The sequence below is a fragment of the Thauera propionica genome (assembly GCF_002245655.1).
Taxonomy (GTDB): Bacteria; Pseudomonadota; Gammaproteobacteria; order Burkholderiales; family Rhodocyclaceae; genus Thauera; species Thauera propionica.
Map to the genome: position 1 here is coordinate 47,593 of NZ_NOIH01000039.1, position 13,581 is coordinate 61,173.

The 13,581-nt window shown below is 64.1% G+C and carries 15 protein-coding genes; 8 read left to right on the plus strand and 7 right to left on the minus strand.

Features of this window, described 5'->3' with window-relative positions; translation table 11 throughout:
• The first annotated feature begins 100 nt into the window (after positions 1-100).
• Both rraA and aceA read left to right on the plus strand, forming a co-directional pair.
• A complete protein-coding gene (gene rraA / locus CGK74_RS18065) occupies positions 101-580 on the plus strand; it encodes a ribonuclease E activity regulator RraA (protein WP_094269763.1) in 480 nt (159 codons plus the stop codon).
• Positions 581-918: 338 nt separating this feature from the next.
• Positions 919-2,232: an isocitrate lyase gene (gene aceA / locus CGK74_RS18070; RefSeq protein WP_094269764.1), complete on the plus strand. Its 1,314-nt coding sequence runs from the start codon at positions 919-921 to the stop codon at positions 2,230-2,232.
• A 103-nt stretch (positions 2,233-2,335) separates the two neighbouring features.
• On the opposite strand, the gene CGK74_RS18075 is transcribed toward aceA, so the two are convergent.
• Positions 2,336-2,881: a Spy/CpxP family protein refolding chaperone gene (locus CGK74_RS18075; RefSeq protein WP_094269765.1), complete on the minus strand. Its 546-nt coding sequence runs from the start codon at positions 2,879-2,881 to the stop codon at positions 2,336-2,338.
• A gap of 196 nt (positions 2,882-3,077) precedes the next feature.
• Here CGK74_RS18075 and CGK74_RS18080 point away from each other — a divergent pair, with 196 nt between their 5' ends.
• The 5 genes from CGK74_RS18080 to CGK74_RS18100 all read left to right on the plus strand — a co-directional run bounded on the left by CGK74_RS18080 (position 3,078) and on the right by CGK74_RS18100 (position 7,382).
• Positions 3,078-3,842, plus strand: a complete 765-nt coding sequence (locus CGK74_RS18080; protein ID WP_094269766.1) for a response regulator — start codon at positions 3,078-3,080, stop codon at positions 3,840-3,842.
• The gene (locus CGK74_RS18085; RefSeq protein WP_094269767.1) at positions 3,839-5,170 is read left to right on the plus strand and encodes an ATP-binding protein; all 1,332 of its coding nucleotides are present in this window, start codon (positions 3,839-3,841) and stop codon (positions 5,168-5,170) included. The genes CGK74_RS18080 and CGK74_RS18085 overlap by 4 nt, the downstream gene beginning before the upstream one ends.
• 76 nt (positions 5,171-5,246) lie before the next feature.
• Positions 5,247-6,110 (plus strand): DMT family transporter, encoded by an 864-nt coding sequence (locus CGK74_RS18090; RefSeq protein WP_094269768.1) that lies wholly within the window; start codon positions 5,247-5,249, stop codon positions 6,108-6,110.
• 58 nt (positions 6,111-6,168) lie between these two features.
• The gene (locus tag CGK74_RS18095; protein WP_094269769.1) at positions 6,169-6,531 is read left to right on the plus strand and encodes a SpoIIAA family protein; all 363 of its coding nucleotides are present in this window, start codon (positions 6,169-6,171) and stop codon (positions 6,529-6,531) included.
• Complete coding sequence (locus CGK74_RS18100; protein ID WP_094269770.1) at positions 6,528-7,382, plus strand: sulfurtransferase; 855 nt, start codon at positions 6,528-6,530, stop codon at positions 7,380-7,382. Before CGK74_RS18095 ends, CGK74_RS18100 begins: the two co-directional genes overlap by 4 nt.
• A 39-nt stretch (positions 7,383-7,421) precedes the next feature.
• On the opposite strand, the gene murI is transcribed toward CGK74_RS18100, so the two are convergent.
• Together murI and tyrS are read right to left on the minus strand one after the other, a co-directional pair.
• A complete protein-coding gene (gene murI / locus CGK74_RS18105; protein WP_094269771.1) occupies positions 7,422-8,234 on the minus strand; it encodes a glutamate racemase in 813 nt (270 codons plus the stop codon).
• A gap of 25 nt (positions 8,235-8,259) precedes the next feature.
• Positions 8,260-9,459: a tyrosine--tRNA ligase gene (gene tyrS, locus CGK74_RS18110; RefSeq protein WP_094269772.1), complete on the minus strand. Its 1,200-nt coding sequence runs from the start codon at positions 9,457-9,459 to the stop codon at positions 8,260-8,262.
• A gap of 88 nt (positions 9,460-9,547) precedes the next feature.
• Between tyrS and CGK74_RS18115 the strand changes: the two genes are divergently transcribed.
• Positions 9,548-10,873 carry a peptidoglycan DD-metalloendopeptidase family protein gene (locus CGK74_RS18115; RefSeq protein WP_094269773.1) on the plus strand — a complete coding sequence of 442 codons (1,326 nt, stop codon included), beginning with the start codon at positions 9,548-9,550 and terminating at the stop codon, positions 10,871-10,873.
• A 75-nt stretch (positions 10,874-10,948) separates the two neighbouring features.
• Here CGK74_RS18115 and erpA read toward each other — a convergent pair whose 3' ends face one another.
• From erpA to rplM, 4 genes are all read right to left on the minus strand, one after another.
• Positions 10,949-11,299 carry an iron-sulfur cluster insertion protein ErpA gene (gene erpA / locus CGK74_RS18120; protein WP_004258884.1) on the minus strand — a complete coding sequence of 117 codons (351 nt, stop codon included), beginning with the start codon at positions 11,297-11,299 and terminating at the stop codon, positions 10,949-10,951.
• Positions 11,300-11,391: 92 nt separating this feature from the next.
• On the minus strand, positions 11,392-12,429 hold the full coding sequence (gene argC, locus CGK74_RS18125) for an N-acetyl-gamma-glutamyl-phosphate reductase (RefSeq protein ID WP_094269774.1): 1,038 nt from the start codon (positions 12,427-12,429) through the stop codon (positions 11,392-11,394).
• A gap of 158 nt (positions 12,430-12,587) precedes the next feature.
• Positions 12,588-12,980, minus strand: a complete 393-nt coding sequence (gene rpsI / locus CGK74_RS18130) for a 30S ribosomal protein S9 (RefSeq protein WP_094269775.1) — start codon at positions 12,978-12,980, stop codon at positions 12,588-12,590.
• Positions 12,981-12,992: 12 nt separating this feature from the next.
• Positions 12,993-13,421, minus strand: coding sequence for a 50S ribosomal protein L13 (gene rplM, locus CGK74_RS18135; protein ID WP_004258894.1), 429 nt, complete (start codon positions 13,419-13,421; stop codon positions 12,993-12,995).
• Between the last annotated feature and the right edge of the window lie 160 nt (positions 13,422-13,581).

Genomic DNA, 13,581 nt, shown 5'->3' on the forward strand with positions numbered 1-13,581 from the left:
TTTTGCGCCCGACTCCCGCCACGAGGCCTGCATCGCTCGACTATCATGCGCGCAGACCGGACTTGCCGGCCCGCAATCCATCCCGAGACGAGGAACAGACATGAACATCCAGACAGCCGATCTGTGCGACGCCCACGAGGACAAGATCAACGTCGTCAGCCCCATGTTCGGCAGCTACGGCGGTCGCAGCGCCGTTGGCGGCCCGATCAGCACACTGAAGATCTTCGAAGACAACTCCTTCGTGCGCAAGGCAGTCGAATCCGCCGGTAACGGCCGCGTGCTGGTGATCGACGGCGGCGCGTCGATGCGCTGCGCCCTGGTCGGTGACCAGCTCGCGGAGCTGGCGGTCAAGAACGGCTGGGCAGGCATCATCGTGTATGGCTGCATCCGTGACTCGAAGGCCATCGGCGAGATGGACCTTGGTGTGTTCGCCCTCGGCACTCACCCGCGCAAGACGGTCAAACGCAACGTGGGCGAGGTCGATGTTCCCGTCACCTTCGGCGGCGTGACCTTCCAACCCGGACACTATGTGTATGCGGACGAGGACGGCGTCATCGTCGCCGAACAGGCGCTCGTCTGAATTGTCGTGACGGCATGCTGCCCGGCGGCCAAAGCAGGCCGTTCGGGCGCCGAGCGCACCGACGCGCCGCAGCGCAGCAACACACCGCACCCGATCCATTTCACAAAGCTCATTGCCGTTTCGTATAGCAAAACATCAATCTCAACCTTTTGTTTTTTTTGAACAAGATTTTTTCTTATATCTTATATAAGACCTATTGCTGCTGCGCAGGATGCCTCCTATACTGCACCCCATCTGCAACGCTTTTCTCCCTCGGAAACGTTGCGGCAGGAACACCGCGACGGGCGCCTGAACCGACCGCGATGGTTGACACCCTTCTGCACTGAAAAGGAAGCATCATGACTCTGACCCGCGAACAGCAAATCGCCGCCCTGGAAAAAGACTGGGCTGAAAACCCCCGCTGGAAGGGCGTCAAGCGCGGTTACACCGCAGCCGACGTGGTCCGCCTGCGTGGCAGCCTCCAGCCCGAGTACACCCTCGCCCAGCGTGGCGCCAAGGTGCTGTGGGAGAAGGTCAACGGCGGCGCCAAGAAGGGTTATGTGAACGCCTTCGGCGCGATCACCGCCGGTCAGGCCATGCAACAAGCCAAGGCCGGTCTGGAAGCCGTGTATCTGTCCGGCTGGCAGGTCGCCGCCGACGGCAACACCTCCGAAACCATGTACCCGGACCAGTCGCTGTACGCCTACGACTCGGTGCCGACCATGGTTCGCCGCATCAACAACACCTTCAAGCGTGCTGACGAGATCCAGTGGTCGCGTGGCATCAACCCGGGCGACAAGGAATTCATCGACTACTTCCTGCCGATCGTCGCTGACGCTGAAGCCGGTTTCGGCGGCGTGCTGAACGCCTTCGAACTGATGAAGAACATGATCGCCGCCGGTGCCGCCGGTGTGCACTTCGAAGACCAGCTGGCCGCTGCCAAGAAGTGCGGTCACATGGGTGGCAAGGTGCTGGTGCCGACCCGTGAAGCCATCGAGAAGCTGATCTCGGCCCGTTTCGCCGCCGACGTCATGGGTGTCCCGACGCTGATCCTGGCCCGTACCGATGCCGAGGCCGCCAACCTGATCACCTCCGACTACGACGCCAACGACAAGCCCTTCCTCACCGGTGAGCGCACCCAGGAAGGCTTCTACCGCGTCAAGAACGGCCTGGAGCAGTCCATCTCCCGCGGCGTCGCTTACGCCCCCTACGCCGACCTGGTGTGGTGCGAAACCGGCGTGCCCGACATCGGCTTCGCCCGCGAATTTGCCCAGGCCGTGCTGGCCGCCTGCCCGGGCAAGCTGCTGTCCTACAACTGCTCGCCGTCCTTCAACTGGAAGAAGAACCTCAACGACTCGCAGATCGCCTCCTTCCAGGAAGAACTGTCGGCGCTGGGCTACAAGTACCAGTTCATCACCCTGGCTGGTATCCACGTCAACTGGTACAACACCTTCAAGTTCGCCCACGCTTACGCTCGCGGCGAAGGCATGAAGCACTACGTCGAAATGGTTCAGGAACCGGAATTCGCCGCTCGCGAACAGGGCTACACCTTCGTGTCCCACCAGCAGGAAGTCGGCACCGGTTACTTCGACGAAGTCACCACCGTGATCCAGGGCGGCTCGTCCTCGGTCAAGGCCCTGACCGGCTCGACCGAAGAAGAGCAGTTCCACTAAGAAGCGTCGCGGGCGACGCACGTCGCCCGGCCTCTCTGATGAAAAAGCCACCCCCGCGGGGGTGGCTTTTTCATTGTGCTGTGTCGTGGGTAGCGCTGATTGCTCAGCCGCGGTCCTGCCCCATGCGCGGCCCGCCGCCATCGCGCGGACCACCGCGCATGCCGTCACGCATGCCCTTGCCGCCGAAGGCGCGGAATTCGGCGTCGAACACGGTCTTCTGCGGATCGCTCAGCGTCGCATAGAAGCGCTCGATCGACTTACGGCTATCGGCCAACTCGGTCGCGCGCAGCTTGGTCATCTCCTCCATCGCTGCCATGCGCTCGACTGCCGTCTTCGGCTGGGCGGCCTCGCGCCGCTCGGTCATCGCGGCGGCCATGCGCTCGCCACGCGCCTTCATGTCGGCCTTGAAGGTCTCGAACGCGGGCTTCTGCTCGGGCGTCAGGGCCAGCGCCAGCTCCAGGCGTGCGAGGTGCAAGTCGGCACGCTCGGCCATTTTCGCCTTCATCTGTTCCGGCTCCATCTTCGACCAGCCGGCCTTGCCACCCCGCGGACCGTCGCACTGGCCGCCCCATGCAAGTGCGGCGGTTGTTCCAAGGGCGCCGGTGGCGATGACGGCGGCGGCGATCGAAGACTTGATCCAGGTTTTCATGATGCTCTCCTATTGGGTCTGCTGTTTCCGGCACCCGAACGTTCGGGCGACGAAGCCATTACAGCACCGCGATGTAAGCGCCATTTGTCCCAGGCACGCCGTATTGCAGCTTCGTGTCACATCGGCCGGGTTTGATACGCTGGGATACAAACACGACAGCCGCGGGCCGTAAGATGCGCGCCATGGAGAACGCGCGATGAACCATCAAGACCACATCCTTATCGTCGACGACGACCGCGACATCCGCGGCCTGCTTGCGGATTACCTCGAGAAGCAGGGCCTGCGCTGCAGCACGGCGGCCGATGGGCGCGAAATGAAGGCGGTGCTCGAGCAACACCGCATCGACCTGATCGTGCTCGACATCATGATGCCCGGCGACGACGGCCTGACTCTATGCCGCAATCTGCGCGCTGCAGGTGGCCCCCAGGCGAACACGCCCATTCTGATGCTCACCGCGCGCGGCGAGGACATGGACCGCATCCTCGGCCTGGAGATGGGCGCCGACGACTACCTGACCAAGCCTTTCGTGCCGCGCGAGCTCTATGCGCGCATCCGCGCGGTGCTGCGCCGGACCCGCGCCCTGCCGCCCAACCTGGACGCGGTGCCACCCGCCAACGCGCGCGAACTGCATTTCGCCAACTGGCGTCTCGATACCGTCAATCGGCACCTGATCGACACCAACGATACGGTCGTTGCCCTGTCGGGCGCCGAGTACCGCATGCTCTCGGTGTTTCTGTCGCACCCGCAGAAGATCCTGTCCCGCGATCAGCTGATGGAACTCACGCAGGGGCGCGAGGCGGACGTCTTCGATCGCTCCATCGACCTCCAGGTCAGCCGCCTGCGCCAGCGGCTCGGCGACAACGCCCGCGAACCCGCCATCATCAAGACGGTGCGCAACGAGGGTTACGTGCTGGCCGCCGAGGTCAGCGCGGCGGCCGATGGCGGACCGGAGGCCCCATGAGGATGCTTTGGCCGCGCAGCCTGTTCTCGCGCCTGATGCTGATCTGGCTCGTCGGCATTGCCATCGTGCTGGCGGTGAGCTTCACGCTTTTCGTCGGTGAGCGCGAGCGTGTCGGTCGCGCCGCGCTGTTCGAAGGCGTGGCGCAGGAAATCGCGGCAACCGCCGACGTGCTCGACCGACTGAGCCCAGCCGAGCGCGAACGCTGGATCGACGAACTCGGTCGCCGTCGACTGCGCCTTTCGCTGCGCCCCATTCCTGAACACCTTCGCCCCGCCCCTGACGGCCACCCGCTCGGGTCGGCACTGCGCACCGCGATGCCCGAGCGCGAAACCAGAATCCATCTTCATCACCGCAACGGCGCGCCACACGCGGCGCTGATCGTCTCCGTCACTCTCGCCGATGGCCAGCCGTTGCTGATCCGCCTGCCAGGCATCCCGCCCACGCCCAGCATCCGCCCGCCAGAACCGGGGCGCCTGCTGGCGGCACTGACCGCGCTGATCGGCGGCGTGGGACTGCTGACCTGGATTGCGGTCAGGCTCGCCACCCGCCCCCTGTCACGCATGGCCGACGCGGCACGCGCACTGGGCGAAGACCCAAACAGTCCTCCACTGCCGACCCGTGGCCCAACCGAGGTGGTGCGCGCCGCCGACGCCTTCAACCAGATGCAGAAACGGATCCGCGAGCATGTGAGCGAGCGGACCCGCATCCTCGCCGCCATCTCGCACGATCTGCAGACACCGATCACGCGGCTGCGCCTCAGGGCCGAGCTGGTCGACGATGAGGCCCTGCGCGCGCGCATCCAGGCCGATCTGGACAGCATGCAGGTGCTGGTCAAGGAAGGGCTCGCATACGCACGCAGTCTCGACGACGCCGCACCTGCGCAGGCAATCGACCTGGATCGCCTGCTCGAAGCCTTGCGCGACGACGCCGAAGACATGGGCTGGCAGGTCAGCCTGAATGGCCACGCCGGCGCGCCACTGCACGCCCAGCCCGGCGCAGTGCGGCGAGCCCTGTGGAATCTGATCGAGAACGGGGTGAAGTTTGGCAATGCGGTTGCGATCACGGTTACGCCGGAAAGCGACGCCTTCGAGATCTGCATCCGGGACCACGGCCCGGGCCTGCCCGAGGACGAGCTGGAGAAGGTCTTCGAGCCCTTCTACCGGGTCGAGACGTCGCGCAACCGCGAGACCGGCGGCACCGGCCTAGGGCTGGCGATCACCCGAAATCTGCTGCGGCGCCAGCGTGGCGAGGTCAGCCTGCAGAACCACCCCGACGGCGGTCTGTTGGCGACGGTTCGCCTCCCGCGCACGTTGGCGAGCGCCGCGTAGCGGCAGCTTTTCCCCCACGGCGGCAGGCAGTGTGCTTCAATGCGCTGCCGTATCGCTGCACTGCAACGTCACCGCCATGCCCTCCCTCTGGATGCTCGTTTCCTGCCTGCTGTTCGCCGCCATGGGGGTGTGCGTCAAGTTCGGGGCGGAAACGTTTTCCACCGGCGAAGTCGTGTTCTATCGCGGCTTCGTCAGCATGTTGATGATGATCGGTCTCGCCCGGCTTCAGGGCGTCTCCCTGCGGACACCGCACTGGCGCATGCATGTGTCGCGCAGCGTGTCCGGCTCAGTCGCGCTGAGCTGCTATTTCTTCGCCATCGGCATCCTGCCATTGGCGACCGCGGTTACGCTCAATTACACCTCGCCGATCTTCGTCGCCCTGCTGCTGGCAGCGGTCTTCGGCGAGCGCCTGCGCCGGTCCGCACTGGTGGCGATCCTGGTCGGTTTCGCTGGGGTGGTGCTGCTGTTGCGCCCCACCCTGTCCGCCGACCAATGGCTCGGGGCCTTGGCCGGCCTCGGCTCGGGTGCAGTGGCGAGCATCGCCTATGTCAGCGTGCGCGAGCTGGGCCGGGCGGGCGAGCCGGAGGTGCGTACCGTATTCTGGTTCTCGCTCGTCACCAGTCTGTTCGGTCTGGTCGGCGCCCTGTATGCCGGACCGCATGCACCGGACGCCAGGGAGCTCTTCACCCTGCTCGGCGTGGGCGTCTTCGGCGGACTCGCGCAACTGGCGATGACCCGCTCCTACCGCTATGGGCGGACGCTGGTGTCCGCCAACCTCAGCTACGCAACCGTCGTTTTCGCCAGCCTGTTCGGTGCCCTGTTCTGGAACGAGATCATGCCTTGGTCGAGCTGGGTTGGGATCGCACTGATCGTCGCAAGCGCAATCCTGATCTCCCTGCCCGCGCGCAAGCCCCGCCTGGCGCGGGCCCTGCACGATTGAGCGCGAACCCGTCGAGGGCTATAGTAGGGGCATCCTTTCTGGCAAGGCGGAGGGCATCATGATCAACATCGAGCATCGCGACAGGCTCGTCGCCGTTACCGTGTTCGGCGAGTTCGCACTGGCCGACTACAAGGAGTTCGAGGAACTGGTGAACTACAAGATCCAGTTCAGTGGCCCAATCGATCTGCTGTTCGACCTGCGCGAAATGGTGGGCTTCACGCTCGATGTCGCCTGGGAAGAAGTCAAGTTCTCGCGCCAGCATTCGCATGACTTCCGTCGCATCGCCGTGCTCACCGACGACCAGTGGTTGACCTGGAGCGCGTGGGTGTCTCAGTTGTTCGTCGATGCTGAGGTACAGGTCTTCGACGACGAGGCGGAGGCCCGCGACTGGCTCGGAAGCGCAGCCGAGACCGTCGAGTGAACGCCTCGTACACGACCCTGATCGGGGCCGGCGAGCTTGCACAAAGGCTTCGTGACCCCGACTGGATCGTCTTCGACTGCCGCTTCGACCTGAACGACAGCGGGTTCGGGCGCCGCGTCTATGGAGAAGGCCATCTTCCGGGGGCTTACTTCATCGACCTCGAGACCGACCTGTCTGCACCGAAGACGGGGCGCAATGGACGCCACCCCCTGCCCGACCCCGCGCAGCTTGCCGCGCAACTCGAACGCTGCGGTGTCTCCAATCACACCCAGGTCGTCGCCTACGACGACGCCAGTGGCATGTTCGCGGCGCGCCTGTGGTGGCTGTTGCGCTGGCTCGGACACGACCGCACCGCCGTGCTGGATGGCGGCCTGCAGGCGTGGTGCCGTGCGGGTTTCCCTCTCGACACGGAGCTTCCACCTCCCCGCACCAGTACCTACACGCTTTCTCTGCGTGCCGCCCGCGTCGATGCCGATTTCGTTGCGTCCCATCTCGGCAAACCCGACATGCTTCTGATCGATGCACGCAGCCCCGACCGGTTTCGGGGTGAGAACGAGATCCTCGACCCGGTCGGCGGTCATATTCCCGGCGCAATCAACCGCTTCTTTCGCGACAACCTGACGGCGGATGGCTGCTTCAAGCAGGCTTCGGTGCTACGCGAGGAATTTGGCACCCTGCTGAAAGGACATCCTCCCGCTCAGGTCGTCCATCAATGTGGTTCGGGCGTCACCGCCTGCATGAATGTGCTGGCGATGGAGTCGGCCGGCCTGACCGGATCGCGCCTCTATGCCGGATCGTGGAGCGAGTGGTGCGCGGATCCTCGCCGACCGGTCGCGACTGGCCCGGCTTGATCGCGCGCCGATTGCCAGCGCCGGCATCCGCCTGGTGACCTACCAGTCGACTTTTTCCACCTGTCCGAGGGACCGTCCGAGGAAACGCTCGCCGATCGTCTGGAAGCGGAGCGGAACGTCGCTGACAACGAAGCGATAGTCCGCCGCCGCGCCGCCCTGCCGCGTCAGACCTTCCTGCTGCAGGCGCTGCGCGGCAAGTTCGGCGGTCGTTACGGCGGAGTCGATCAACCGCACACCGGCCCCCGCCACATCTCGCAGCAAGGGCTTCAGCAACGGGTAATGCGTGCAGCCCAGCACCAGGCTGTCGACTTCCTCGGCCAGCACCGGGCGGAGATACTCCTGTGCCGTAAGGCGGGTCACAGGATGGTCGAGCCAACCCTCCTCCACCAGCGGCACGAACAGGGGGCAGGCCTGCGAATACACGCGCACCGACGGATCGAGCTCGTGCATGCGCCGCGCGTAGGCATTGCTGTTGATCGTTGTCGGCGTGCCGATCACGCCGATGCGCCGCCCTGTCGAAGTCGACACCGCCGCGCGGGCGCCAGCCTCGATGACGTCGAGCACCGGAATGCCTCGCGCCAGCCGGTGCACCACCTCGGCCGCGACCGCCGCCATGGTGTTGCAGGCGATGATCAGCATCTTGACGTCGCGCTGTAGCAAGAAGTCGGTGATCTGGGCGGTGAAGTGCTCTATCGTCGCCACCGACTTCACGCCGTAGGGCACGCGCGCCGTGTCGCCGAAATACACGATGCTCTCCAGCGGCAGGCGCTCCATCAGCGCACGAACGACGGTCAGACCGCCGACGCCCGAATCGAACACGCCGATGGGGCGCGAAGCTTCGGCAGGACTCACTTCATGCCCCTCGCGCGGACGCCGGTCAAGCCAGCACCACCGACGCGAACTTGCGCTTGCCCACCTGCATCACGACCGTCTCGCCAGCCTTCAGCAGCAAGCCTTTGTCGTCCGCGCGCTCGCCGTTGAGCTTCACCGCACCCTGCTCGATCATGCGCATGGCTTCGGACGTGCTGCCCGTCAGGCCGGCCTGCTTCAGCACCTGGAACAGGGGCATGCCCTCCCTGCCGGCCACGACATTGACCTGCGGGATGTCATCCGGAATGGCGTTGCGCTGGAAGAGGGCCTCGAAATCCGCCAGCGCCTCCTGCGCCGCACGCGCGCCGTGGAAGCGCGCGACCAGCTCCTGCGCCAGCATCACCTTGACGTCGCGCGGGTTGCGCCCGCCCTCGACGTCGCGCTTGAGCCCCTCGATCTCGGCCGTCGAGCGGAACGACAGCAGGTCGTAGTAGCGCCACATCAGCGTATCGGACACCGACATCGTCTTGCCGAAGATCTCCTTCGGCGCCTCGGAGATGCCGATGTAGTTGCCGAGCGACTTCGACATCTTGTTGACGCCGTCCAGGCCCTCGAGCAGTGGCATCATGAGCACGCACTGCGGATGCTGGCCATAGTGCTTCTGCAGCTCGCGCCCCATCAGCAGGTTGAAGCGCTGATCGGTGCCGCCCAGCTCGACGTCAGCCTTCATCGCCACCGAGTCGTAGCCCTGACACAGCGGATAAAGGAACTCGTGGATCGCGATCGGCTGGTTGCTGCCGTAACGCTTGGCGAAGTCGTCGCGCTCGAGCATGCGCGCCACGGTCTGCTGCGAGGCCAGCCGGATCATGCCGGCCGAGCCTAGCCCCTCCATCCAGGCCGAGTTGAAGCAGATCTCGGTCTTTTCCGGGTCGAGGATCTTGAACACCTGCTCCTGGTAGGTCTTGGCGTTCTCCATGATCTGCTCGCGAGACAACGGCGGTCGCGTCGCGTTCTTGCCGCTGGGATCGCCGATCATGCCGGTGAAGTCGCCGATCAGGAACAGGATTTGGTGCCCCAGCTCCTGGAAATGGCGCATCTTGTTGATCAGCACCGTGTGCCCCAGATGAAGATCCGGCGCCGTTGGATCGAAGCCCGCCTTGACCCGAAGCGGCCGTCCGGTCTTGAGGCGCTCGACCAGCTCGACCTCGAGCAGAAGGGCATCGCTGCCGCGTTTGATCAGCTCGATGGCCGCCTGAACATCAGTCATTCAATTTCTCCAAAAATACCTTTCCGGATGCAGGGATAACTTTGATAAACTTCCGGAAATTTTTTGCCCATCCAGGCCCAGTGAGCTCATGCAGGCGAGAAAGACCCGAATTCTAGCCGAACTGCCGGCACAACTCCTTACGCGCGCACGGCCTTGGATCCTTGGCGGCGTCGTCAGCGCCTCGCTGATGGGCGTCGTCGCGGCAACCGCCGTCGCACCGGGCGACGATCTCGCCGGGATTTCCGTGCAGGCCGTGATCGAGACTCTGCCAGCGCCCAAGATTGCGCTCGAAACCGAGACCGACCTGCCCTTCGTCCATAGCGAGCGGATTCAGGCCGGCGATACGCTGCAAGCCCTGTTCCGCCGCCTCAGCATCGCCGACGCCGACGCACTGGCCTTCCTATCCGCTTCGGACGAAGGCAAGCAGGCCGTCCGCCAGCTTCGTGCGGGCCGCACCGTCATGGCAATGGTTCAGCAGGACGGCCGCCTGCGCTCGTTCAGCCTGCCCCTCGGCAACGGCGAGCGCCGCGTGATTGTCGAACGCGACGACAGCGGTACGCTCAAGCTGCGGGAATCCGAAAGCATTGCCCAGAGCACGCTGGTCGAAATGCGCTCGGGCGTGATCCGCAGTTCGCTTTTCGGTGCGACTGATGCTGCCGGCGTGCCCGACAACGTCGCAACGCAGATGGCCGAGATCTTCGGCACCTGGATCGACTTCCATACCGACCTGCGCAAGGACGACCGCTTCAACGTGATTTACGAAGCGATCTACGAGGAAGGCAACCCGGTTCGTGCCGGCCGGATCCTTGCAGCCGAGTTCATCAATCAGGGCAAGCGCCACGCTGTGGTGCTCTACCGCGGGCCGAGCGGCAAGGAACAGTATTACTCCGACGACGGTCGCAGCCTGCGTCAGGGCTTCCTGCGCTCACCGCTCGAGTTCTCGCGCGTCAGTTCCAGCTTCGGCCGCCGCCTGCACCCGATCCACAAGAGTTGGCGCAACCATAACGGTACGGATTTCGCTGCACCGACCGGCACACCAATCAAGGCCACCTCCGACGGCACCGTCGAATTCATCGGCACGCAGAACGGTTTCGGCAACCTGATCGTGCTCAGGCACCGCAACGGCATCACGACCCATTACGCTCATCTCAACGGTTTTGCCAAAGGCCTTGGCAAGGGCCAGGCTGTCAGCCAGGGAGATATGATCGGTTACGTGGGTTGCACCGGCTGGTGCACCGGCCCGCACCTGCATTACGAGGTGCACATCAACAAGGTTCCCAAGGATCCGATGTCCATCGCACTGCCGATGGCCGATGCACTTAGCCCGAAGGAACTTGCCGCCTTCCAGCGCGACACCGCTCCGCTGCGCGAGCGCTTTGCCCTGCTCAATTACGAACTGGCGAGCGCGAACTGAAAGGCCGCCAGCCAGCGGCCGGCATCAAGAAAATGGGGCGCCGCGGCGCCCCATTTTCCTTTCAGCGACCAAGACTCACGCAGAGAACGATGAGCCGCAGCCGCAGGTGCTGGTCGCATTCGGGTTGCGAATGACGAACTGCGAGCCCTCAAGCCCCTCGGTGTAATCGATCTCGGCGCCAACCAGATACTGGTAGCTCATCGGATCGATCAACAGCATCACGCCGTTCTTCTCGTAAGTGGTGTCGTCCTCGTTCACCTCCTCGTCGAAGGTGAAGCCATACTGGAAGCCTGAGCAGCCACCGCCGCTGACGAACACGCGCAGTTTCAGCGCGGGATTGCCTTCCTCCTCGATCAGTTCGCGAACCTTGTTCGCGGCGCTATCGGTGAAGACCAGGATGTCGGGGGTTGCGACTTCTGCGCTCATGTTTTCTCCTCTGTGGGGTATGCGGCGGATGATGCGCCATCCGCTCTGCAATCGTCAAAGTCTCGGATCGTATTCCGTGTGCGAGGTTCCCGTCAGGGGCTTACCGGCACGATGTCCAGCCCGGCCTCTTCATCGAAGCCGAACATGATGTTGAGGTTCTGCACCGCCTGGCCCGCCGCCCCCTTCACGAGGTTGTCGATCACCGACAGGACGACGATGGTGTCACCACCCTGGGGACGATGCACGGCAATACGGCACAGGTTGGAGGCGCGCACCGAACGCGTCTCCGGATGACTGCCGGCCGGCATCACATCCACGAAGGCTTCATGCGCATAGCGCTTCTCGAACAACGCCTGCAGATCCGGAACCTCCACACCCGACTTGATACGGCCGTACAGCGTCGCATGGATACCGCGGATCATCGGCGTCAGATGCGGGACGAAGGTCAATCCGACCGGATTTCCTGCCGCGAGCGAGAGGCCCTGGCGGATCTCGGGCAGGTGGCGGTGGCCAGGCACACCGTAGGCCTTGAAGCTGTCTGCCGCCTCGGGCAACAAGGTATGCACCTCAGCCTTGCGGCCGGCGCCCGACACACCCGACTTGGCATCGGCGATGAGGTGATCGGTATCGACTAGCCCGGCTTCGACCAGCGGCAGGAAACCCAGCTGAACCGCAGTCGGATAGCAGCCCGGGTTCGCCAGCACACGCGCCTTGCGGATCTGTTCGCGATTGACCTCCGGCAGCCCATATACGGCCTCGGCCACCAGTTCGGGCGCGGCATGCTCCATGCCGTACCACTTCTGCCACTCGGCGACATCGCGGATGCGGAAGTCCGCCGCCAGGTCGATCACGCGCACACCTGCCGCGACGAGCTCGGCCGCCTGCTTCATCGCGATGCCGTTGGGCGTGGCGAAGAACACCGCGTCGCACTGCTCGAGCTGCGCATCCTGCGGCGTCACGAACTTCAGGTCGACGCGGCGACGCAGGCTCGGGAACATCTCGGCCACCGGCATGCCGGCCTCGCCGCGCGAGGTGATGGCCGTGAGCGTCACCTCCGGGTGGCGCGAAAGCAGACGCAGCAACTCCACGCCCGTGTAACCGGTACCGCCGACAACACCAACCTTGATCATCTCGCTTCCTTGAATGCAGACAGGACACGGTCGCGATTATCGCACTGTCGCCACCACGATGCAGTGAAGATCGGATGACGATCAGACACCAGCCGTTCCCCGACGCCGAAATGCAAAAAGCCGCCCCGAAGGACGGCTCTTTTTGCAGACACCAGCGATTAACGCTTGGAGAATTGCTTCGCGCGGCGCGCCTTGCGCAGACCGACTTTCTTACGCTCGACTTCACGCGCATCGCGGGTAACGAAGCCTGCAGCGCGCAGGTCGCCCTTGAGCTCGGCGTTGTAGTCGACCAGAGCGCGGGTGATGCCATGACGCACGGCGCCGGCCTGACCGGACTCGCCACCACCGGTGACGTTGACCATGATGTCGAACTTGCCTTCGCTGCCGGTCAGGACCAGCGGCTGGCGCACGATCATGCGGCCAGTTTCACGCGAGAAGAACTCGTCAACCGGCTTGCCGTTGACGACGATGTTGCCGGTGCCCGGCTTGATGAACACGCGAGCGACCGCAGTCTTGCGGCGACCGGTACCGTAGTTGTAAGTGACAGCCATCTATCGGCTCCTTCAGATCTCGAGAACTTGCGGCTGCTGAGCGGTGTGCGGATGCGACGGACCCGCGTAGCACTTCAGCTTCTTCAGCATGGCGTAGCCCAGGGGGCCCTTCGGCAGCATGCCCTTCACCGCTTTCTCGAGCACGCGCTCGGGGAAACGCTGCTGGAGCTTGGTGAAGTTGGTTTCGTAGATACCGCCCGGGTAACCCGAGTGACGGTAGTACTTCTTGTCCTGCGCCTTGTTGCCGGTCACGCGCAGCTTCTCGACGTTGACGACGACGATGAAGTCGCCCGTGTCAACGTGCGGGGTGTAGATGGCCTTGTGCTTGCCGCGCAAACGGCGAGCCACTTCGGCGGCAAGACGGCCAAGCACCTTGTCCGTGCCGTCGACAACGAACCAGTCGCGCTTGACCTCGTGCGGCTTGGCAGAAAACGTCTTCATTTAAAACCTCGATTTTTGTCAGGCCGGGTAAGCAGGCCGTCAAACGGAAAGCTCGCAATCTTAATGAGATCACCACTTGCGTGTCAATCATTAAGACGCAAACTTGGCGTACAGGCAAAAAAAAGGTTCTTCGCGCGATCTGGGGGAAGTAGTGGTTGAC

What these genes read in the sequence shown, in the direction of transcription:
- CGK74_RS18075 (WP_094269765.1), bottom strand. Translation starts at nt 2,881, where the DNA reads ATGAAAACCTGGATCAAGTCTTCGATCGCCGCCGCCGTCATCGCCACC.
- rraA (WP_094269763.1), top strand. Translation starts at nt 101, where the DNA reads ATGAACATCCAGACAGCCGATCTGTGCGACGCCCACGAGGACAAGATC.
- CGK74_RS18080 (WP_094269766.1), top strand. Translation starts at nt 3,078, where the DNA reads ATGAACCATCAAGACCACATCCTTATCGTCGACGACGACCGCGACATC.
- rpsI (WP_094269775.1), bottom strand. Translation starts at nt 12,980, where the DNA reads ATGGCTGTCACTTACAACTACGGTACCGGTCGCCGCAAGACTGCGGTC.
- tyrS (WP_094269772.1), bottom strand. Translation starts at nt 9,459, where the DNA reads ATGACTGATGTTCAGGCGGCCATCGAGCTGATCAAACGCGGCAGCGAT.
- CGK74_RS18085 (WP_094269767.1), top strand. Translation starts at nt 3,839, where the DNA reads ATGAGGATGCTTTGGCCGCGCAGCCTGTTCTCGCGCCTGATGCTGATC.
- CGK74_RS18090 (WP_094269768.1), top strand. Translation starts at nt 5,247, where the DNA reads ATGCCCTCCCTCTGGATGCTCGTTTCCTGCCTGCTGTTCGCCGCCATG.
- rplM (WP_004258894.1), bottom strand. Translation starts at nt 13,421, where the DNA reads ATGAAGACGTTTTCTGCCAAGCCGCACGAGGTCAAGCGCGACTGGTTC.
- CGK74_RS18115 (WP_094269773.1), top strand. Translation starts at nt 9,548, where the DNA reads ATGCAGGCGAGAAAGACCCGAATTCTAGCCGAACTGCCGGCACAACTC.
- argC (WP_094269774.1), bottom strand. Translation starts at nt 12,429, where the DNA reads ATGATCAAGGTTGGTGTTGTCGGCGGTACCGGTTACACGGGCGTGGAG.
- aceA (WP_094269764.1), top strand. Translation starts at nt 919, where the DNA reads ATGACTCTGACCCGCGAACAGCAAATCGCCGCCCTGGAAAAAGACTGG.
- CGK74_RS18095 (WP_094269769.1), top strand. Translation starts at nt 6,169, where the DNA reads ATGATCAACATCGAGCATCGCGACAGGCTCGTCGCCGTTACCGTGTTC.
- erpA (WP_004258884.1), bottom strand. Translation starts at nt 11,299, where the DNA reads ATGAGCGCAGAAGTCGCAACCCCCGACATCCTGGTCTTCACCGATAGC.